Raw genomic sequence first — 19452 nt, forward strand, 5'->3', positions numbered from 1 at the left:
GTAGCGATGCAGATGCGTGACCGCCAACCGGCGGCATGGCTGCGTGTTGTTCATGCCCTGAAAACTGTCTCATGACGCTCGATATTGACGCGATTCACAAAGCGCTTGCCAACCCTGTACGGCGGGAGATTCTTGGCTGGCTGCGCGAACCGTATGCGCATTTCTCCGATCAGGACCTGCCGCTCGACTACGGCGTGTGCGCCGGCAAGATCGACGCGCGCTGCGGCCTGTCGCAGTCCACGGTGTCGGCGCATCTCGCCGCCTTGCAGCGCGCGGGTCTCGTCACGTCGAAGCGGGTCGGTCAATGGGTGTTTTTCAAACGCAACGAGGCCGTCATTCAGGCGTTTCTCGAGTACATGAACAACGGGCTCTGAACGCCTCGTCCGCATCGCCGCGCTTCTCTCATCATGCAGTTTTTTAAGGCCCGGGCCACGCGCCCGCCACCTAAGGTGAACTCATATGCCGACTCTTTTTGACCCGCTCCAGATTGGCGACATCACGTTGTCGAACCGCATCATCATGGCGCCGCTCACACGCCAGCGTGCCGAAGAAATCCGCGTGCCGAACGCGCTGATGGCAAGGTACTACGCTGAACGTGCCACGGCAGGTCTGATCATTAGCGAAGCCACTTCCGTCACGCCGCAAGGTGTCGGTTATGCCGAAACGCCGGGCATCTGGTCGCAGGAACAGGTGGAAGGCTGGAAGATCGTCGCGAACGCTGTGCACGAAGCCGGCGGCAAGATCTTCCTGCAACTGTGGCACGTTGGCCGCATTTCCGATCCACTGTTTCTCAACGGCGAACTGCCGGTCGCGCCGAGCGCGATTGCAGCGCAAGGCCACGTGAGCCTGGTGCGCCCGGAGCGTCCGTACGTGACGCCGCGCGCACTGGAACTCGACGAGATCGCCGGTGTCGTCGAAGCGTTCCGCAAGGGCGCCGAAAACGCGAAGGCAGCAGGTTTCGACGGCGTTGAAGTGCACGGCGCGAACGGCTATCTGCTCGACCAGTTCCTGCAGGACAGCACCAACAAGCGTACCGACGCCTACGGCGGCCCGATCGAAAACCGCGCCCGTCTGCTGCTCGAAATCACCGACGCCTGTATCGACGTCTGGGGCGCGAACCGTGTCGGTGTGCACCTTGCACCGCGTCGCGACGCGCATGCCATGGGCGATTCGGACCCGGCGGCCACCTTCGGCTACGTGGCACGCGAACTCGGCAAGCGCAAGATTGCGTTCATCGCCGCACGCGAAGCACTCGGCGACGATCGCCTCGGCCCGCAACTGAAGAAAGCATTCGGCGGCCCGTACATCGCGAACGAAAAGTTCACGAAGGAAACCGCGCAGCAGGTGCTCGACGCGGGCGAAGCGGACGCGGTGGCATGGGGTCAACTGTTCATCGCGAATCCGGATCTGGTGCGCCGCTTCGCAACGAATGCACCGCTGAACAAGCCGAATCCGGCGACGTACTACGCACGCGGCGAAACCGGCTACGTGGACTATCCGGCGCTGGAAACCGTCGAGTAAGCCTGTAGCGTCAGCGGAGGTCAGTAGGAGCATAAGCCGCTTCGTTAAAGCGGCTACTTACTCGTAGCACGCTGCAGGACCACGCGGAGGATGTGACCGGAACGATATCTGGTCACATCCTCCGCGTTTTTTCATGCATTGGCCGCTGTGCGCGGCGCGTTCGCGTCAAGCGAGGTCACGCCGCATAAAGACGCGCTTCGATTCGTCGAGGCCACGCGCGATATGCGCGTCGCGCCGCGCGATCAGCACGGCATCGAGATCGGCCTCCTCGATATCGCGAAAGCCAAGCCGACGATAGTACGGTGCATTCCACGGCACCTCCCGATACGTCGACAGCGTGAGCTGCGTGATCTGTTGCGCGCGCGCCCGATGCGCGACCTGCTCGATCAACGCCGCGCCGATACGTTGCCCTGCATGCGAGCTCAGCACGTCGAGCTCCTGGATATAGAAGCGCGCGGGCTGCGGCTCGAACATCACGAACCCCACACAGCTACCATCGGCAGCCACGGCGACGACGATCTGCTGCGCGTCGATCTTGCGGTTGACGATGTCCAGTTCCATCGGCGGGGCGTCGGCGATACCGGCCATGCCGACGCTGGCAAAGCGCTGGCCGGCCTCGAATTCGATCGTGCGGATAGCCTGCGCATCGTGCGGCGCGGCAACGCGGAACGTAAGATTGGAAGCGTATTGCATAGGTATTTCGTAGGCTTTTTAGGGGCGATTCTGAAAGACATCCCCGATATTGACATCACCTCTTCGAAATAAACAAGTGCCCGCGCTGCCACGGGACTAAACTCCTGAACACCCCACTCCCTTTCGAACCAAGATGGATTTCATGCATGTGCTGCAGGTCGCCCTGCACTTCGACCAGCACCTGAGCGGTTTGATCGTGCAATACGGCGCCGCCGTCTATGCCATGCTATTTCTCGTGGTATTCGTCGAGATCGGCTTCCTGCCGCTATTCTTTTTACCTGGCGATCCGCTGATTTTTATCTGTGGCGGTCTCGCCGCCACCGGCGCGCTGAACGTCTGGCTCGTGATCCCTGTGCTGTTCGCCGCCACGGTAGCCGGCAGCGTCGTCTGCTATGCAATCGGCCGCGCGATCGGCGAAAAGGTCTACACCGCCGACTATCGCTGGCTCGACAAGAATGCGCTGCGTAAAGCGCACGCGTTTTACGAAGCACGCGGCGGCCTGACCTTCCTGCTCTCGCCGTTCATTGCCGTCGTGCGTACATTCGCGCCGTTCGTCGCCGGCGTTTCGCGCATGACGTTCGCGCGTTTCGTGTCGTTCGTCACGGCCGGCGCCGCGCTGTGGATCGTCTCGCTGGTAACGGCCGGCTATCTGTTCGGCAACGTGCCGCTGGTGCGCGATCATATGAGTTCGATCGTGCTGCTGGGCGTCTCGCTCGGTGTAGGATCGCTACTGGTGAGCGCCGTGTGGCGTTTCGTCAACCGAAGGTTGCGTGCCCGCTGATCCGGCGCCAGCAGGCTTGTGGAACCGAAGCTTGTACGCTCATTGAATTTCGTGGAGAAACGCTATGTCGCTGTCCGCTTTGCTCGTCTTCGCACTGGCGCTGATCATCGCTGCCGGCACGCCAGGCCCCAGCGTCGCGGCGCTGGTTGCCCGCGTCCTGACCAACGGCTTTCGTGACGTATTGCCGTTTCTCGCGGCGATGTGGCTCGGCGAAGCGTTGTGGCTCACCTGCGCGGTGGCCGGCCTCGCGGTGATCGCGCGCAGCTTCGGCGTGGTGTTCATCGTGCTGAAGTTTGCCGGCGTCGCCTATCTGCTGTTCCTTGCGTGGAAGATGTGGCGCGCACCGGCCGACGTACAGGGCAACGACTTGCCGAACGGCCAGTCGCCGTGGCGCATGTTTGTCGCCGGCATGCTGGTGACGCTCGGCAATCCGAAAATCATGGTGTTCTATCTCGCGTTGCTGCCGACCATCATCGACCTCTCGCGCATCGGCACCGTCGCGTGGTTCGAACTGACGCTCACCATGCTGATCGTGCTGATGGTCGTCGACTTCGGCTGGGCCCTGCTCGCTACCCGTGCGCGCAAACTGCTGACCACTCGCCGCGCGGTGAAGATCACCAACCGCGCCAGCGCCACCCTCATGGCCGGCGTCGCCGCCGCCATCGCCACGCGCTGACTGGAAGGTAAGCGCACCCGCCAGGCGTTCAGCCTGGCGGCGCCGTGGCTGCACCCCAGTCTCTGAGGCTCAGGTTTTCACCTCATCACGCAGAGACGCCAGCAAAGCCTGCCACCATTCGCCATGCCGCAACAGAAACACGCGCTCCGGAAAATGGTGGCGTGCCACATGCTCCTGCGGCACCGTATCCCAGCCTCGATGTTCAACCGTCACGCGCGTTTCGTCGCCCACCGCGTCGAAGCGCACCTCCACATGCGTGTGCTGCGCATCCGTGAAACTGGCCTGACGCCAGCCGAATGCCAAACGCTCGCCAGGCTCCCAAGCCGTGACTTTGCCGATCTCGAACACACTCCCATCCGGCTGCGTCTCGATCAGGCGGCCGCATTCCCCGGACGCGTGAGGCGCCGCAGCCTGCTCGAACGACAACACACCCGCGCCTTGCGGCGTGAACTGAAACAGGCCATTGGGGCGCCACCATTTGCCGATCTCGCGCGTGAACACTTCGAACGCGCGCAGCGGCGAGGCCGCGACGCGCAGCGACACCTGCACACGTGAGCTCATTCCTGCTGCTCCAGATGCGCTTTGAACGACAGCAGTTGCTCGGACCACAAAGCCTCGGTCTGCTCGAGCCATGCCTTCAGTTCATTCATCGGCGCCGATCGCAGCACGTAGAGACGCACGCGCGCGTCGATGCCGTCGTGCGATTCCTCGATCAGTTCGCTCGAACGCAGCACCCGCAAATGCCGGCTCATCGCCTGCGGCGACAGGCCGGTGGCCTGCGCGAGTTCGCCGGCCCGCATCGGCTGTACGCTGAGCAGATCCACCACCTGACGCCGGTTTGGATCGGCGAGCGCCGCCAGAGTGCGATCAAGCGAAACGCTGGCGGGCAGTCCCATCGGTTAGACCCATCCTTCGACTTTCAGGCCGCTCACGCGCTCCGCTTCCTCGCGCGAGACCTCGCGAACCGTTTGGCCGAAGCTCCAGACATGCCCTTCCGGATCGCGTGCCGCGTAGACGCGGTCGCCATAGAACTGATCCGCCAGTTCGCGCGTAATCACGGCGCCCGCGGCGCGCGCCCGGGCGCAATGTTCGTCGATTCCTTCGCGCAGTTGCACGTGCACCGACTGCGTATTCTTACCGCCGACCGCCACCGGGCTCGCCATGTCCGCCGACCATTCGCGGCCGATCATGATGTAGCTGTCGCCGAACCGCATTTCCGAGTGAGCCAGTTGGCCGTCGCTCTCAGTAATCACCATTTGACGCTCGAAGCCGAACGCTTTTTCGAGGAAATCGAGCGCGGCAAACGGATCCTTGTAGACCACGGCCGCACCCAGCGAAGGGCGATGATACGGTTCGTTCATGACTGCCTCATTTGTTAACTTTTAGGTTGATATTTAACATCATAGTTAAACAAATAGAAAAAGCAAGGGCGGCGCATTCGTAGCGTATTCGTATCGTGTCGCGTCCCGGCGTGGCCCCAAAAAACGGAACCTTCCCTGGGTCTACAGACGGCAAGCCGAGGGGGGCGCGGCTTCTCGCGCCTCGGAGATATCGCTGACATAATTGATTTCCCCGATATCCCCTCAGCCCCGAGGAACCCCAATGAACCATTCAGCAGCCTCCTCCCCAAGCGATGCCGTGCGCCGCGTCAGCTTTCTTGGCCTTGGCGTCATGGGTTACCCCATGGCCGGACATCTGGCGAAAGCCGGCCTCGACGTGACCGTCTACAACCGCACCGCGCAGAAAGCCGAACAATGGGTTGCCGAATATGGCGGACGCGCCGCAGCCACGCCGCGCGAAGCCGCGGACGGCGCCGATCTGGTGCTGGCTTGTGTGGGCAACGACGACGATTTGCGCGGCATTACCCTCGGCGAGCGCGGCGCGTTTGCGGGCATGGCGCGCGGCACGCCCTTCGTCGATCACACCACGACCTCGGCCAACGTCGCCCGCGAACTCGCGGACATCGCGGGTACGCAGGGTTTGCACTTCATCGACGCGCCGGTCTCCGGCGGCCAGTCAGGGGCGCAAAACGGCAAGCTGACGATCATGTGCGGCGGCGACGCGGCGGCCTTCGAGCGTTGCGCAGCGACCCTGCATCATTACGCGGCTGCGGTCACGCTGATCGGCTCGACCGGCGCCGGGCAACTGGCCAAAATGGTCAATCAGATCTGCATCGCCGGCATGGTGCAAGGCTTGTCCGAAGCGATTAATTTCGGCCAGAACGCCGGGCTCGATATGACGCGCGTCCTGGAGGTGATCGGCAAGGGCGCGGCGGCTAGCTGGCAAATGGAAAATCGCGGCAAGACGATGATCGAAGGCCGGTTCGATTACGGCTTCGCTGTCGACTGGATGCGCAAGGACCTCGGTTTCTGTCTCGACGAAGCGAAGCGCGTCGGCGTATCGCTGCCGGTCACCGCGCTTGTCGATCAGTTTTACGGTGACGTTCAGGCACTGGGTGGCAACCGCTACGACACCTCAAGTCTCATCTGGCGCCTGCGCAAACTCAAGCGCGCCGGCTAACTACCCGCATCACCAGCGGGCGAGCAGGCGGGCCATGACATCGCAGCCCGCCCGCTCGCCTGGAGCACGCCTTATCTGCGCCAGCGCAGCGGACGGCGCAGATGGTGCCGCTCCAGTCGCACCGCGGTGCCTGCCTGCAGGAACGTGGGCAGGCTGTCGAGTTGGCCGCCTTCGCGCCGTTCGCGTTCCTCGTCGGCCTCGACGGTCCTCGCCGGGTCGATGAAAAGCGCGGCCACGATCCCCACTCCCAGCAAACAGGCGGAAATCGTGAACGGCACGTTATAACTCCCGGTGGTCTCGATCAGATAGCCGAACACCACGGGCGAGATCATGCCGGCAATGCCGAAGCCCGTGTTCATCATGCCGCCCGCCGTGCCTGCGTATCGGCCGCCGATGTCGAGCGGCAAAGTCCACAACACCGGATTGGTGATCTCAAGAAAGAAGAACGACGCTGAAAGAAACAGCACCGCCATCAGCGGATTGGTCGCGGACACCATCGGCAGCAGAAAGGCGAGCGAACCGCCCATGCCGACGACGAGCACCGCGCAGCGCGCAAAACGCAGCCGTCCGGTACGCTTGTAGAGCCGGTCCGAAACGACCCCGCCCAGAGTATCGCCAATCACGCCCGCGAGCAGCGGCAGCGCCGTGAACAGCGCCAGTTGCTTGAGATCGAAGCCGCGCGCCTCCTTCAGGTACGAAGGCAGCCAGGTCAGATAAACCCACAGCAGCCAGCCATAACAGAAGTCCACGAACGTGACGAGCCACATACGGCGGATCAGTTTGCGCCATGGCGTAGCCGCACGTTTGGCGCGCTCGCAATCGCCAACGCGATAGCCGATCTCCGCAGTCTCCTCGGGCGTCACGCGCCGGTTCTGCTCCGGCGAATTCGTAAAGACGCACAGGTACAGCACCGTCCACGCGAGACTTGCGACGCCGAGCAGAATGAACGCGTCGCGCCAACCTCCCGCCACCACGATCGCAAGCACGAGCGGCGGCGTGACCGCGCCACCAAGACGGGCGAAGCTATGCGTGATGCCCTGAGCGAACCCCCGCTCCGCCACCGGCATCCAGTAAGTAAACGCGCGCGTCGCCGTAGGAAACGCACCGCCCTCGCCGATGCCGAGCGCGAACCGCAACGCGACAAGCATCGCCACGCTGCCGGCGAATCCGGTGGCGAGCGTCGCCGCCCCCCAGATCAGCGAGAGCACGGTCAGCACCAGTTTGGGTCCGTACTTGTCCGACAGCCAGCCGCCGATCACCTGCATGAACGCGTATGGATAAGCGAAAGCGGAAAACACAAGGCCGAGTTGAACCGTCGTCAGCCCCATTTCGTGCCGGATGATCGGACCGGCCACGGCAATGTTCACGCGGTCGATGTACGAGATGAAATACATCAGGCACATGACCGCCAGAATGATGTGGCGCGTCTTCACACGCCGCTTGTGCGTTTGCATGCTGTCTCCTGTGTCTCTTATGTGACGCCTGGGGCGTCTGTGGCGTCTGTGGTCGTTCGATCCGTACGTCGTGCCGCGAAACCGTGTTGATGCACGCGCCGTCAGGTGGGCACGAGTTTCAGGCGCTGCACCTTGCCCGAGGGTCCACGGGGCAGTTCCTCGACGAAGCGAAACTCCTTCGGCGTCTTGTAGCGGCCCAGTTCGCGCAAACAGTGCTCACGCAGATCCGCGATGTCGAGCGCGCCCGGCCCCTGCCCCTGCGCTACGCGGGGCACGATAAAGGCGACGATCTCCTGCCCGTAGGCGGCATCCGGCACACCCACCGCCGCCGCATCCAGCACGCCGGGGTGTTTGAGCAACGCTTCGTCGATCTCGCGCGGGGCGATGTTTTCACCGCCCTTGATGATCAATTCCTTCGCGCGGCCGTTGATGTAGAAGTAACCATCGCTGTCGCGATAGCCGAGATCGCCGGTACGCAGCCAACCGTCCGCGGTGAACGCCGCACGCGTTTCCTCAGGGCGCTTGTAATAGCCGCGCATGACCTGTTCGCCACGCAACACCAGTTCACCGCACTCGTCAGGTGCGCATTCGCGGCCGTCGCGATCGATCACCTTCGCTTCACCACCTGAAGGCAGGCCGATGCTGCCGATTTTCCGGTCCGCCGGATCATATGGATTGCTGAACACTGGCGCTGCAGTTTCGGTCATGCCCATCGTTTCGATGATGCCGATACCGAAACGCGCCTCGAACGCCCGATGATGATCGGCGGGCAGCGCCGCCGACGCGCTACGGCAGAACCTCAGCGCGGACAGATCGAAGGTGCACGCTTCGTCGCTATTGAGCAGATAGGCGACGATCGTCGGCACGACATTGATCCATGTGCAACCGTGGCGCGCGACATCGCGCCAATAAGTGCGCGCCGAAAAACGCGGCGCCATGACCACGGAGCCGCCATGAAAAAGCGGCGCCAGCAGCGTCACCACCAGCCCGTTGATGTGATAAAGCGGCAACGCGGCGAAGACCCGGTCGCCGGTATCGAGCCGGTGTTCGTGCGAGATGTTGCGCGCATTGGCCAGCAGATTCCGATGATCCAGAAGAACACCCTTCGGAGCCCCTGTGGTACCGGACGTGTACATCAGCAGTGCCACGTCGCTCGCATCGGGTTCACTGTCCGATAACGCTTTGGAATCCCAGGCGGTTGGAGATGACGTACACGCCGCGCGCTCCGCCGCGCCCCTCTGCGCGGCGCTCACGCCCGCCGCTTCCAGCAGCGCCGTTTCGGCGCACACCGGCACAGGAGCCACGGCGGCATCCGGCTCCGTGCGAATCAGTGCAACCGGGCGAGTCACACCCTGTTCACGCAACTGCGCGATCGCGCTCGACATCGCCTCGTGCGTCTCGCCTGAAACAAAGACCATGCGCGTGTCCGAATGCTCGACGATGTAGCGCAACTGCGAAGACTGGCACAACAGGTTGAGCGGATTGGCGACGAGCCCGCTGTACATTGCCGCGAGCAGCAGCCTTGCCGTATGGATGCCGTTGCCCATGAAGACCGACACCACGTCGCCGGCCTGCAAACCTGCTTCGTGAAAGACCGTCTCGAGTGCGCGGCAGTCGTCGCGCAGTTCCGCAAAGGTCAACACGTCGGCGCGCGCAGCAGCGCCGCCGTCCCCGTCACATTCGGGGGCCGCCAGCAGGAACGGCTTGTCGGGATACTGCGCGGCGCGCGCGTCAATCAGTGCGCGGATGGTGCGAGGCGTCTTCATTTGCCGTACCTCGCGAAGAAATCCCCGAGCACGTCGTCCAGTTCCGGGACACGCTCCTCAATCGGGTAGGCCACGCGCGTGATGTTCAGGTAGTGATGAAAGTTGAGATTGCTCGAGAAATTGTTGCGGCCCCACGTGCCGCATCCCATCGAAAGCGAAAACGGCAAGCCGTTATCGAAGTTGCCGCCGGTCGCGAGGCAATGCGCCTGATTCACGATCACGCGCGCCACCGGCAGCGTCGAGGCGAGTTGCAAGGCCTGCTCCGGGTCGGTGGAGTGCAGGCCGACCGAGTGCCCCGCGCCCATATACGCGTAGATGCCGCGCACAATGTCGGCCGCGGCGTCGAAGCTCTGCGCGCGATAGACGGTCAGCACCGGCGCGAGCTTCTCGCCCGAGAACGGGAAATCTGCGCCGAAGCCGGTTTCCTCGACCATCAGGAATGCGGGCTCGCGTGCGGCGATTTCGTCCAGACCGGCCGCCCGTGCAATTTCCGTGGCCGAGCGTGCGGTGCAGTGTGCGGACAGCTTGCCGTTCGACCACAGCGTGGCCTCCAGGCGCGCCTTTTGCGCGGCGTCGAGCAGCACGCCGCCGCAAGCTGTCAATTCCGCCAGCATGTTTGCGTACACCGCAGCTTCAATGACAACGCTGTTCTCGGAGGAACAGCTCGTCGCGTTATCAAAGGTTTTCGAGCGTGCAATCTTGTGCGCTGCATCGTGCAGATCGGCCGGAGCGGTAACAATCGAGGCCACGTTCCCCGCCCCCACGCCGAACGCAGGCGTCCCGCTTGCATAGGCCATCCGCACATTCGCCTGCGAGCCGGTCGCCACGACCAGATCGCACTGCCGCATCAGCTCAGCGGTGGCCGCCTTGCTGATCGGCGCGGGCAACATCTGGACGAGGTCGGGCGAGAGGCCGGCTTTGGCGAATTGCGCGTGAATGAAATCGATCAGCAACGCGCACGACGAATACCCTTTCGGCGAAGGCGCGACGATCACGGCGTTGCCGCATTTGAGCGCGTTGACGATCTTGTTGACCGGTGTGGCCGCCGGATTGGTGGACGGCGTGATCGCCGCCACCACGCCCACCGCCCGCGCGATCTCGACGATCCCGGTGGCGTCATGACGCTCGATTACGCCGGTGGTTTTCTGCCCGCGCAGATCGCGCAACAGCCCGAGTGTCTTGCGATAGTTCTTGCGGAACTTGTCGTCCGCGTTGCCAAGACCGGTGTCGCGCACCGCCAGTTCGGCAAGCTGCCGGTTGCGCCCGGGCTCCATGATCGCCCACGCGGCGGCGTCGGCGGCGGCATCGAGCACTTCCTGCCCCGCGACCTCGAATACGCGCTGTGCGGCGCGCGCCCGCGCCACCAATGACGCGACAACGCGTTCGACTTCGCTATGCGCGCCCACGCCCACGTGCGCAGCTTCGGCTTCTGTGGCCCTGACATTCATACGGTTCACTCCGGACGGAAAAGATGGGTATTGATACCAATCTAGTGAGCCGCACCTGCTTCGGAGTCCCGTTTTTTGAACTATCCCTCGCGCCGGACGGGCGAGAATCGAAAAGTGCAATATTCGGGACTTTCCATAGTCCCGAAAACTAAACAGACCGATGCACAATCGAACGTATAACTACGACGTTGAGGAGACAGCGTGTCGACTTCGAATCAATCGAATGCAGCGGCCGTGCGTGCATTTCGTGTACTCGAAACCCTGGCTGAGGCAAGCGGCCCACTTTCCATGACGGATCTCGTCCACGCCCTCGAACTGCCCAAGCAGACCGTGCACCGGATTCTGGTGCAGTTGATGGATGCGTGGCTGGTCACGCGCAGCGCCAGCGACCGGCTGTACGAGTGCTCGCCGCGCGTGCGGATGCTGGCGGTCAACGTGCTGATGCACGCGGGCCCGGCCGCGGCCCGCCATGTACTGCTGGAACAGCTGGTGGCCAAGATCGGCGAGACCTGCAATCTGACGATGCTGGCCGGCAACGACGTGGTCTATGTCGACAGGGTGGAAACGGAATGGCCGCTGCGCATGCACCTTCAGCCAGGCTCGCATGTGCCGCTGCATTGTTCGGCAAGCGGCAAGCTGCTGCTCAGCTTTCTTCCGAAGGAACGGCGCGAACGGGTCATCGAAACCTTGCCGCTACGCGCTTATTCCGAGCGAACCATTACGGATCGCACTGAATTGCGCCGCGAACTGACCATTACGCGGCGGCGCCAGCTTGCGATCAACAATCAGGAACACCTGCAGGGGCTGATCGCGATCGCGGTGCCGGTCATGCTGGACCGCAATCGCGCGTGCGCGGCGATTGCCGTGCAGGCGCCGGTCGGGCGCGTTGTACTCGACGACCTGCTGGCCTTCCTGCCCGATCTGCGGTTCGCGGCGGAGGAAACCGCCAAGACGTTCCGGCAGTAGAGTGTTCGCAGCCAGCCATTCCGAAAAACGGAACCCTCATCCCTGGAACGACACACGGGAATCACCCGATTTCCCGCAAAAACCAAGGCCGGCAAGGCCACGCGGTACAATGACGCCGATCCATTTTCCGGAACGGCCGACATGACTAAAGCGGATACCCCTACCCTGCGCGCGTTCGCGCTGCTCGAGCATCTCGTGCGCGCCGAAGGTCCGGTGTCGCTTGCCGACATCGCACAGGACGTCGATCTGCCCAAGGCTTCGCTGCATCGCATGCTGGCTTCGCTCGAGGCCGGCGGCCTCGTGATCCGCGAACCGGGCCAGAAGAACGCCTATGTGATCGGGCCGCGTCTCGCACAACTCGGCCTTGGCGTCATGATGCATTCGGGCGCACGCCGGCTGCGGCACGCCATCCTGTCGAATCTGGTGGCCGATCTCGGCGAGACCTGCAATCTCACGATGCTGCACGAAACCGAAGTGCTCTATCTGGACCGGCTCGAAGCGCCCTGGCCGTTGCGGCTCGATCTCAAGCCCGGCTCGCACGTGCCGGCGCATTGCAGCGCGAGCGGCAAGCTGCTGCTGGCCATGCTGCCGCGCGAACAGCGCTCCGCCCTCGTGCGCACATTGAAGCTCGAACGCTTCACGCCGAATACCATCACCGATCCCGAACTGCTCGAAGCGGAACTCGACCGTACCGCACACAAGCGTATCGCCATCGACAATGAGGAATTCGTCGCCGGCATCGCGTGCGTGGCCGCGCCGGTGATGGATGAGAACAATACCTGCATCGCAGCAATCGCCGTTCATGCGCCGGTCTCGCGCGCGCCGCTGTCGCGCGCCCTCGAATTCGTGCCGCGTCTGCAGGAAGCCGCCCAGCAACTCGCCAAAACGTTCTAGGCCGCCGATTGCGCGGCGAATAGCTGACACCACCGGTCGCGGCGGCGCCCGGCCTGCCGCCTACTCCTCGGGCTGCTGCGCGCGCACGAGCTCCGCGAGCAGGCGTACGCCTTCGTCGATCTTTTCGAGCTTGATGGCCGAAAAACCCATCCGGAAGCAGTGGTTCTGCTCCAGTCCGGTCATGAAGAAGACCCGCCCCAGTTCGATCAGAATGCCGTGTGTCTGCGCATCCGCTGCAAGGCGTGTCGCATCGAGCCACGGCGGCCCCTCGACCCAGCACGACGCGCCGCCCGACATCGGCAGATAGCGCGCTTCCGGTAAGTGTGTGTCGAGCGCGGTCATCAGCGCCTGGGCGCGCTCCCGATAGGCGTGTGCGAGGCGCCGCAGCAATGCATCGTGGTGGCCGAGCGCCAGAAACGTAGCGAACGCGCGCTGAATATAGGCTGCCGGGTGCCGCACCATCAGGCGCCGCAGCGCGCGCAGCTCGCGCACCAGCTCACGCGGCCCGACGATATAACCCAACCTCAATCCCGGCGCGAAAGTCTTCGACAGACTGCCGATATAGATCACCCGGTCCGCGGTATCCAGGCTCTTCAACGCCGGATGCGGTGCGCCTGAGAAGTTGTTTTCGCTTTCGTAGTCGTCCTCGATCAGCACGAAGTCATGGGCCTGCGCCTGTTCCAGCAGCGCATGGCGCCGCTCGATCGGCATGGTGGCCGTAGTCGGGCACTGGTGGCTCGGCGTCACGTAGACGTAGTCGCATTGCGCGAGCAGATCGGCGTCTTCGACCGGGCGCACGCCGCCACTATCCACCGGCAGCGGCTGCAGCCGCGCATTGCGATTCTCGAAGATATTGCGGGCATCCGGATAACCGGGGTTTTCAAAGCCGATCGTGGTCCGCTCGCTCGCCAGCAGGTCCGCGATCAGATAAAGCGCCTGCTGGCAGCCGATCGTCACGACGATTTCGTCCGGCATCGCAAACACGCCGCGCCGCGGCAACACCCGCGTGCGGATCTGCTGGATCAGCGTATCGTCGTCGCGCTCGATCAGGTCCGGCGCCCAGTTGCGGATCTCCATGACCGACAGCGCTTTCATGCAGCATTCGCGCCAGTCGTTGGTGGGAAACAGCGACTGGTCGAATTGTCCGTAGATAAAGGGGTATTCGTAACTCAGCCAGTTGCCCGGCTTGACGATGTTGCGTTGCGAAGACGGCCGCCTTCTGAGGCGGTGGTCCCAATCGGGCCGTGCAAGCGCCTCATTGGCCGCCTGCGCGGGGACCGTCTGCAACGGCGCGAATTCGTGCCGCCCTTCGAGAATGGCCGGATTGACGAAGTGGCCGCTACGCTCACGCGAAATCAGATAGCCCTCCTCAACCAGTTGCTGATACGCGAGCACCACCGTATTGCGGGCAACACTCAACTGGTCGGCCAGTTCGCGGCTGGACGGCAACGCGTGATCCGGCAACAGTTGCCCGTCCAGAATCGCGGCAACCAGCATCTGGCGAATCTGGCCCTGGAGGCTCATGTTCGACTCGGGTGAGCGCTGGAACCGCTGGCTCCATAGGGCCACCGAGGTGCGACTTGCCATTCTATCTCCTGTTTTTTGTAGACGGAGTCCGTCCGCACGAAGGCGGACACCGTCATTCTGGACGCGCCAAAAAGCGTCTGCCAGCCGCCCTGAGCGGCTGCCGGCAGGACTGGCGCCACGGCCCGTTCTGGTGCAGCGGTTGGACTCAACGATCAGCCACGTCTGGCCCTAACCCGCAACATTTTTTACTGACGATACTCGCATCAACCCAATCTCGGCGATTGGGACAAGCCCCCGTCGGCGGGCGTTCGATTCACGTGTTATTCGCGTACCTGCACGGCCATTCTGGAGACCTACGATGAAAAGCGACACACACACGAAGTTGTCCCGCTGGTTCGGCAATCTGACTCGCCGTGCGACTGTGGCGGCACTCGCCGCACTCGCCTGCGTGGTGGCGCCGGCCAGCCACGCGCAGGACAAGGAAGTCACGATAGCCTACCAGCAGATCGTCGATCCATGGGTCGTCGCGATCGCGAACGGCTCCATCGAGAAAGAAACCGGCTACAAGATCAACTGGCGGCAGTTCGAATCCGGCGCGAAGGTCGCGACCGCCATGGCGTCGGGCGACGTGAAGGTCGGCGTGATCGGCTCGAGCCCGCTTGCCGCGGCAGTCAGCCAGGGGCTCGATCTGCAGCTATTCTGGATTCTGGACAACATCAATCAGGCCGAGGCGATGGTGGTGCGCAACGGCTCCGGCATCAACAAACCGGCTGATCTGAAGGGCAAAACGATCGGCGTGCCGTTCGTGTCGACCACGCACTATCACACCATGTTCGCGCTGCAGCATTGGGGCATCAATCCGTCCGAGGTGAAGATCCTCAACATGCAGCCTAACCAGCTGGTCGCGGCATGGGAGCGCGGCGATATCGACGCCGCCTACGTGTGGGACCCGGCGCTCGCCCAATTGAAGAAGAGCGGCAAGGTTCTGATTACGTCCGGCGATCTGTCCAAGCTCGGCAAACCGACCTTCGACGGCATTGCTGTCGATCGCCAATGGGGCGAGGCGCATAAGGACTTCATGGCAAAACTCGTGAAAGCCATCGCCGATGCGGACGATCAGTACCGCAAGAATACGGCGCAATGGAATGCCACCTCGCCGCAAGCGGCCGCCATCGCAAAGATGATCGGCGGCTCGCCGGCCGACGTGCCGGAGTCGCTCTCGCTTTATGCGTTCCCGACGCTCCAGGAGCAGGCCTCGTCGCAATGGCTCGGCGGCGGCAGTGCCGGACGCGCGACGTTTGCGCTGAAGGACACGGCCACGTTCCTGAAAGATCAGAAACAGATCAGCGCGGTGTTGCCCGATTACTCGAAGTTCGTGACCCCGGCGTATGCCGAAGCGGCAATGAAACTCAAATGACGTAAGCCGGTTCTGTCGAATCAGGAGGCAACATGGAAAGCATGAGAGTCAAGAATGTGAGCGTGGTCTTTCCGGGCCGTAAGGCCGGCCAGACGGTACACGCGCTCGACGACATCAATCTGACGATCAACTCGGGCGACTTTGTCGTGGCGCTCGGTGCATCGGGTTGTGGCAAGACCACCCTGCTCTCGCTGATGGCCGGCTTTATCGCGCCCACCAGCGGCGAGCTCCTGCTCGGCGGCTCGCCGATCGCCGGGCCGGGTTCTGACCGTGGCGTCGTGTTCCAGAAGCATGCCTTGTTGCCCTGGCTCAACGTAATCGACAACGCCGAGTTCGGCCTGAAGCTCCAGGGCGTCCCGAAAGCGCAGCGGCGCGAGATCGCCGCGCGCAATCTGGCGTTGGTCGGCTTGCAGGATTTTCACAAGCACATGATCTATCAGCTCTCCGGAGGAATGCAGCAGCGCGTGGGCATTGCGCGCGCGCTGACCTGCGACCCCGCCATGCTGCTGATGGACGAGCCGATGGCCGCGCTCGACGCGCTGACCCGCGAAACGATTCAGGAACTGCTGCTCGACGTCTGGACGAAGACGAACAAGATGTTCTTCTTCATCACACACAGCGTCGAGGAAGCGCTCTTCCTGGCGAGCCACCTGATCGTGATGTCGCCGCGCCCCGGGCGCATCACGCACACCTACGCGCTGGATTTCAACCGGCGCTTTCTCGAAACACGCGATGCGCGCGCCATCAAATCGAGTCCCGATTTCATCGAAATGCGCGAGCGCGTGCTCAGCATCATTTACGGCGACGAGAAAATGCACGGCGCCGAAGCCGAGGTGACACATGTTTAGCTCAAAACGGGCTCCGGCATTCCCTCGCGGCCATGACGCCCCACTCGGAACCGAGATGCCTGTCCAACCGCCTCGCACCCCTGGCCCACGTCCACGGCTTCTCGCCAAGAAGCCGGCGCGGCCAGGCGACACCTTCGGCGTACCCGGCCAGGGCAGCAGCGTCGTCACGAGCCTCGCGACGGTCGCGGTATTCGTCGGACTATGGTTTGCCGCGACCAACCTGCACTGGATCAAGCCGCTCTTTCTGCCGTCGCCGCAAGCGGTGTATGCCAAGTTTGTGTTCGTGGCCACCGAGGGTTTCGCCAATTCCACGCTCGCGCAACATACCGGCATCAGCTTGCTGCGCGTGTTCGGCGCTTTCGCGCTCGCCTGCGTGAGCGCGATTCCGATCGGCGTGATGATGGGTGTCTCACGGTTTGCTCGCGGCATCTTCGATCCGCCCATCGAGTTCTACCGGCCGCTGCCGCCGCTCGCCTATTTGCCGCTCATCATCATCTGGTTCGGCATTGGTGAATTCTCCAAAGTCTTTCTCATCTATCTGGCCATCTTCGCGCCACTCGCCATCGCCGCGCGCTCGGGCGTGCGCTCCGTGTCGATCGAACAGATTCACGCAGCCTATTCGATGGGCGCTTCGCGCACCCAGGTCGTGCTGTACGTGATTCTGAAATCCGCGCTGCCGGAGATTTTCACGGGCATGCGAATCGGCATCGGGGTCGGCTGGACCACGCTGGTTGCCGCGGAAATGGTGGCGTCCACCAGCGGCCTCGGCTTCATGGTGCTCAACGCCGCGGAGTTCCTCGCGAGCGACGTGGTGATCATGGGGATCATCGTGATTGGCTTCTTTGCCTTGTGCTTTGACCTGTTGATGCGCCACCTCGAACGCGTGCTGGTGCCGTGGAAAGGCCGGGTGTGATGGCGCGGCGCGGCCGCTATCGAGCGGCGCGCCTCTTGCAGTTCGCACCTCGATATTGATTTTTAGAGACAAAACGTACCGTTTATTTCGCTACACCTATTGACCATCCCCGGTGCATGCTCTACATTTTAGATAACCACTTTTCGGAACAAATTGTTCCGGTTTAATTAAACATCGGAGACAGCCCATGAGCGATCACACCCCCATCAGCGGCCCGCAGGCCATGACCCCGTCGGAAGCTTTCGTCGAAACCCTGGCCGCGAACGGCGTGACCGACATGTTTGGCATCATGGGTTCGGCCTTCATGGACGCCATGGACATCTTCGCGCCCGCCGGCATCCGCCTCATTCCCGTGGTGCACGAACAGGGCGCCGGCCACATGGCCGACGGTTATGCCCGCGTATCGGGCCGCCATGGTGTGGTGATCGGCCAGAACGGCCCGGGCATCAGCAATTGCGTGACCGCCATCGCCGCGGCCTACTGGGCGCACAGCCCCGTGGTCATGATTACGCCCGAAGCCGGCACCATGGGCATCGGCCTGGGCGGCTTCCAGGAAGCGAAGCAACTCCCCATGTTCCAGGAGTTCACCAAGTATCAGGGCCACGTCACCCATCCCGCGCGCATGGCTGAATTCACCGGCCGCTGCTTCGACCGCGCACTGGCCGAAATGGGCCCGACCCAGCTCAACATTCCGCGCGACTACTTCTACGGCCAGATCAAGGCCGAGATTCCGCAACCGCAACGCCTCGACCGCGGCCCGGGCGGCGATCAACGCCTCGACGAAGCGGCCGAACTGCTCGCTCAGGCCAAGTTCCCGGTCATCATCTCCGGCGGCGGCGTGGTCATGGGCGACGCAATCGAGGAGTGCAAGGCATTGGCCGAGCGCCTTGGCGCGCCGGTCGTCAACAGCTATCTGCACAACGACTCGTTCCCCGCCAACCATCCGCTGTGGTGCGGCCCGCTCGGCTATCAGGGCTCGAAGGCGGCCATGAAGCTGATCCAGCGCGCCGACGTGGTGATCGCGCTCGGTTCGCGGCTCGGCCCATTCGGCACGCTGCCCCAGCACGGTATGGACTACTGGCCGCAGAACGCCAAGATCATCCAGATCGATGCCGACCACAAAATGCTCGGCCTGGTGAAGAAGATCTCGGTAGGCATCTGCGGTGACGCCAAGGCCGCCGCGGTAGCGCTCACGCAGCGCCTCGAAGGCCGCACCCTCGTCTGCGACGCCTCGCGTGAAGAACGCGCCGGCGAAATCGCCGCCGAGAAAGCGGCATGGGAGAAGGAGCTGGACGGCTGGACGCATGAGCGCGACCCCTACAGCATGGACATGATCGAGGAGCAAAAAGGCGAGCGCACCCCCGGCGGCGGCAACTATCTGCATCCACGCCAGGTGTTGCGCGAACTCGAAAAGGCCATGCCGGAAGACGTGATGGTCTCCACCGACATCGGCAACATCAACTCCGTGGCCAACAGCTATCTGCGTTTCAACAAGCCGCGCAGCTTCTTCGCCGCGATGAGCTGGGGCAATTGCGGCTATGCGTTCCCGACCATCATCGGCGCCAAGGTCGCGGCACCGCATCGCCCCGCTGTCTCGTATGCCGGCGACGGTGCGTGGGGCATGAGCCTGATGGAAACCATGACCTGCGTGCGTCACAACATTCCGGTCACCGCCGTGGTTTTCCACAACCGGCAATGGGGCGCGGAGAAGAAAAACCAGGTCGACTTCTACAACCGCCGCTTCGTCGCCGGTGAACTCGACAACCAGAGCTTTGCCGGCATCGCGCGCGCGATGGGCGCCGAGGGTGTCACGGTGGACCGGCTCGAGGACGTCGGCCCGGCACTGAAGCGTGCGATCGATGCGCAGATGAACCATGGCAAGACCACCATCATCGAAATCATGTGCACCCGCGAACTCGGCGATCCGTTCCGCCGCGATGCGCTGGCCAAGCCGGTACGCCTGCTCGACAAGTACAAGGACTATGTCTGATTCATCCGTTGTCTGAAGGCCCGGGCGCAAGGCGCAGC

19 protein-coding genes are annotated in these 19452 nt (G+C 63.1%); 11 read left to right on the top strand and 8 right to left on the bottom strand.

Annotation, left to right across the window (positions count from 1 at the left end; translation table 11 throughout):
* Positions 1-71 precede the first annotated feature (71 nt).
* Together GH665_RS31840 and GH665_RS31845 are read left to right on the top strand one after the other, a co-directional pair.
* Entirely contained in the window at positions 72-374 is a 303-nt protein-coding gene (locus GH665_RS31840; RefSeq protein WP_153141107.1) for an ArsR/SmtB family transcription factor, read from the top strand.
* 85 nt (positions 375-459) lie between these two features.
* Positions 460-1521 carry an alkene reductase gene (locus tag GH665_RS31845; RefSeq protein ID WP_153141108.1) on the top strand — a complete coding sequence of 354 codons (1062 nt, stop codon included), beginning with the start codon at positions 460-462 and terminating at the stop codon, positions 1519-1521.
* Positions 1522-1686: 165 nt separating this feature from the next.
* Here GH665_RS31845 and GH665_RS31850 read toward each other — a convergent pair whose 3' ends face one another.
* Positions 1687-2214 (bottom strand): GNAT family N-acetyltransferase, encoded by a 528-nt coding sequence (locus GH665_RS31850; RefSeq protein ID WP_153141109.1) that lies wholly within the window; start codon positions 2212-2214, stop codon positions 1687-1689.
* A gap of 133 nt (positions 2215-2347) precedes the next feature.
* Here GH665_RS31850 and GH665_RS31855 point away from each other — a divergent pair, with 133 nt between their 5' ends.
* The gene (locus GH665_RS31855; protein ID WP_153141110.1) at positions 2348-2995 is read left to right on the top strand and encodes a VTT domain-containing protein; all 648 of its coding nucleotides are present in this window, start codon (positions 2348-2350) and stop codon (positions 2993-2995) included.
* A gap of 64 nt (positions 2996-3059) precedes the next feature.
* A complete protein-coding gene (locus GH665_RS31860; protein WP_153141111.1) occupies positions 3060-3671 on the top strand; it encodes a LysE family translocator in 612 nt (203 codons plus the stop codon).
* A 69-nt stretch (positions 3672-3740) separates the two neighbouring features.
* On the opposite strand, the gene GH665_RS31865 is transcribed toward GH665_RS31860, so the two are convergent.
* Genes GH665_RS31865 through GH665_RS31875 form a run of 3 tightly spaced genes read right to left on the bottom strand, consistent with a single transcriptional unit; the run spans position 3741 to position 5032 of the window.
* Positions 3741-4232 (bottom strand): SRPBCC domain-containing protein, encoded by a 492-nt coding sequence (locus GH665_RS31865; protein ID WP_153141112.1) that lies wholly within the window; start codon positions 4230-4232, stop codon positions 3741-3743.
* A complete protein-coding gene (locus GH665_RS31870) occupies positions 4229-4567 on the bottom strand; it encodes an ArsR/SmtB family transcription factor (RefSeq protein ID WP_153141113.1) in 339 nt (112 codons plus the stop codon). Before GH665_RS31870 ends, GH665_RS31865 begins: the two co-directional genes overlap by 4 nt.
* Positions 4568-4570: 3 nt before the next feature.
* On the bottom strand, positions 4571-5032 hold the full coding sequence (locus GH665_RS31875) for a VOC family protein (RefSeq protein WP_153141114.1): 462 nt from the start codon (positions 5030-5032) through the stop codon (positions 4571-4573).
* Between the two features lie 241 nt (positions 5033-5273).
* Between GH665_RS31875 and GH665_RS31880 the strand changes: the two genes are divergently transcribed.
* Positions 5274-6191 carry an NAD(P)-dependent oxidoreductase gene (locus GH665_RS31880; protein ID WP_153141115.1) on the top strand — a complete coding sequence of 306 codons (918 nt, stop codon included), beginning with the start codon at positions 5274-5276 and terminating at the stop codon, positions 6189-6191.
* A gap of 71 nt (positions 6192-6262) precedes the next feature.
* Here the strand turns inward: GH665_RS31880 and GH665_RS31885 are convergent, their stop codons facing one another.
* From GH665_RS31885 to sauS, 3 genes are all read right to left on the bottom strand, one after another.
* Complete coding sequence (locus tag GH665_RS31885; protein ID WP_153141116.1) at positions 6263-7645, bottom strand: MFS transporter; 1383 nt, start codon at positions 7643-7645, stop codon at positions 6263-6265.
* Positions 7646-7746: 101 nt separating this feature from the next.
* Positions 7747-9411 carry an AMP-binding protein gene (locus tag GH665_RS31890; RefSeq protein ID WP_153141117.1) on the bottom strand — a complete coding sequence of 555 codons (1665 nt, stop codon included), beginning with the start codon at positions 9409-9411 and terminating at the stop codon, positions 7747-7749.
* Complete coding sequence (sauS, locus tag GH665_RS31895; protein ID WP_153141118.1) at positions 9408-10859, bottom strand: acylating sulfoacetaldehyde dehydrogenase; 1452 nt, start codon at positions 10857-10859, stop codon at positions 9408-9410. Before sauS ends, GH665_RS31890 begins: the two co-directional genes overlap by 4 nt.
* A gap of 201 nt (positions 10860-11060) precedes the next feature.
* On the opposite strand from sauS, the gene GH665_RS31900 reads away from it, so the two are divergent.
* A complete protein-coding gene (locus tag GH665_RS31900) occupies positions 11061-11825 on the top strand; it encodes an IclR family transcriptional regulator (RefSeq protein ID WP_030103539.1) in 765 nt (254 codons plus the stop codon).
* 141 nt (positions 11826-11966) lie between these two features.
* A complete protein-coding gene (locus GH665_RS31905) occupies positions 11967-12719 on the top strand; it encodes an IclR family transcriptional regulator (RefSeq protein WP_074288001.1) in 753 nt (250 codons plus the stop codon).
* Between the two features lie 60 nt (positions 12720-12779).
* On the opposite strand, the gene pdxR is transcribed toward GH665_RS31905, so the two are convergent.
* Positions 12780-14306: a MocR-like pyridoxine biosynthesis transcription factor PdxR gene (pdxR, locus tag GH665_RS31910; protein ID WP_153141119.1), complete on the bottom strand. Its 1527-nt coding sequence runs from the start codon at positions 14304-14306 to the stop codon at positions 12780-12782.
* A gap of 298 nt (positions 14307-14604) precedes the next feature.
* On the opposite strand from pdxR, the gene tauA reads away from it, so the two are divergent.
* From tauA to xsc, 4 genes are all read left to right on the top strand, one after another.
* The gene (tauA, locus tag GH665_RS31915; protein ID WP_217361919.1) at positions 14605-15663 is read left to right on the top strand and encodes a taurine ABC transporter substrate-binding protein; all 1059 of its coding nucleotides are present in this window, start codon (positions 14605-14607) and stop codon (positions 15661-15663) included.
* Positions 15664-15695: 32 nt separating this feature from the next.
* A complete protein-coding gene (locus GH665_RS31920; RefSeq protein WP_153141120.1) occupies positions 15696-16511 on the top strand; it encodes a taurine ABC transporter ATP-binding protein in 816 nt (271 codons plus the stop codon).
* A gap of 55 nt (positions 16512-16566) precedes the next feature.
* Positions 16567-17424, top strand: a complete 858-nt coding sequence (locus GH665_RS31925) for an ABC transporter permease subunit (RefSeq protein WP_246216428.1) — start codon at positions 16567-16569, stop codon at positions 17422-17424.
* A 187-nt stretch (positions 17425-17611) separates the two neighbouring features.
* Positions 17612-19414 carry a sulfoacetaldehyde acetyltransferase gene (xsc, locus tag GH665_RS31930; protein WP_153141122.1) on the top strand — a complete coding sequence of 601 codons (1803 nt, stop codon included), beginning with the start codon at positions 17612-17614 and terminating at the stop codon, positions 19412-19414.
* Positions 19415-19452 lie beyond the last annotated feature (38 nt).

This window comes from Paraburkholderia agricolaris, assembly GCF_009455635.1.
GTDB lineage: Bacteria > Pseudomonadota > Gammaproteobacteria > Burkholderiales > Burkholderiaceae > Paraburkholderia > Paraburkholderia agricolaris.

Bases quoted from the DNA above. Each gene is read 5' to 3' on its own strand.
- GH665_RS31875 (WP_153141114.1), bottom strand. From the start codon at position 5,032: ATGAACGAACCGTATCATCGCCCTTCGCTGGGTGCGGCCGTGGTCTAC.
- GH665_RS31850 (WP_153141109.1), bottom strand. From the start codon at position 2,214: ATGCAATACGCTTCCAATCTTACGTTCCGCGTTGCCGCGCCGCACGAT.
- sauS (WP_153141118.1), bottom strand. From the start codon at position 10,859: ATGAATGTCAGGGCCACAGAAGCCGAAGCTGCGCACGTGGGCGTGGGC.
- GH665_RS31845 (WP_153141108.1), top strand. From the start codon at position 460: ATGCCGACTCTTTTTGACCCGCTCCAGATTGGCGACATCACGTTGTCG.
- GH665_RS31890 (WP_153141117.1), bottom strand. From the start codon at position 9,411: ATGAAGACGCCTCGCACCATCCGCGCACTGATTGACGCGCGCGCCGCG.
- GH665_RS31905 (WP_074288001.1), top strand. From the start codon at position 11,967: ATGACTAAAGCGGATACCCCTACCCTGCGCGCGTTCGCGCTGCTCGAG.
- GH665_RS31870 (WP_153141113.1), bottom strand. From the start codon at position 4,567: ATGGGACTGCCCGCCAGCGTTTCGCTTGATCGCACTCTGGCGGCGCTC.
- GH665_RS31920 (WP_153141120.1), top strand. From the start codon at position 15,696: ATGGAAAGCATGAGAGTCAAGAATGTGAGCGTGGTCTTTCCGGGCCGT.
- GH665_RS31855 (WP_153141110.1), top strand. From the start codon at position 2,348: ATGGATTTCATGCATGTGCTGCAGGTCGCCCTGCACTTCGACCAGCAC.
- GH665_RS31880 (WP_153141115.1), top strand. From the start codon at position 5,274: ATGAACCATTCAGCAGCCTCCTCCCCAAGCGATGCCGTGCGCCGCGTC.
- pdxR (WP_153141119.1), bottom strand. From the start codon at position 14,306: ATGGCAAGTCGCACCTCGGTGGCCCTATGGAGCCAGCGGTTCCAGCGC.
- xsc (WP_153141122.1), top strand. From the start codon at position 17,612: ATGAGCGATCACACCCCCATCAGCGGCCCGCAGGCCATGACCCCGTCG.
- GH665_RS31885 (WP_153141116.1), bottom strand. From the start codon at position 7,645: ATGCAAACGCACAAGCGGCGTGTGAAGACGCGCCACATCATTCTGGCG.
- GH665_RS31925 (WP_246216428.1), top strand. From the start codon at position 16,567: ATGCCTGTCCAACCGCCTCGCACCCCTGGCCCACGTCCACGGCTTCTC.
- GH665_RS31865 (WP_153141112.1), bottom strand. From the start codon at position 4,232: ATGAGCTCACGTGTGCAGGTGTCGCTGCGCGTCGCGGCCTCGCCGCTG.
- GH665_RS31840 (WP_153141107.1), top strand. From the start codon at position 72: ATGACGCTCGATATTGACGCGATTCACAAAGCGCTTGCCAACCCTGTA.
- GH665_RS31860 (WP_153141111.1), top strand. From the start codon at position 3,060: ATGTCGCTGTCCGCTTTGCTCGTCTTCGCACTGGCGCTGATCATCGCT.
- tauA (WP_217361919.1), top strand. From the start codon at position 14,605: ATGAAAAGCGACACACACACGAAGTTGTCCCGCTGGTTCGGCAATCTG.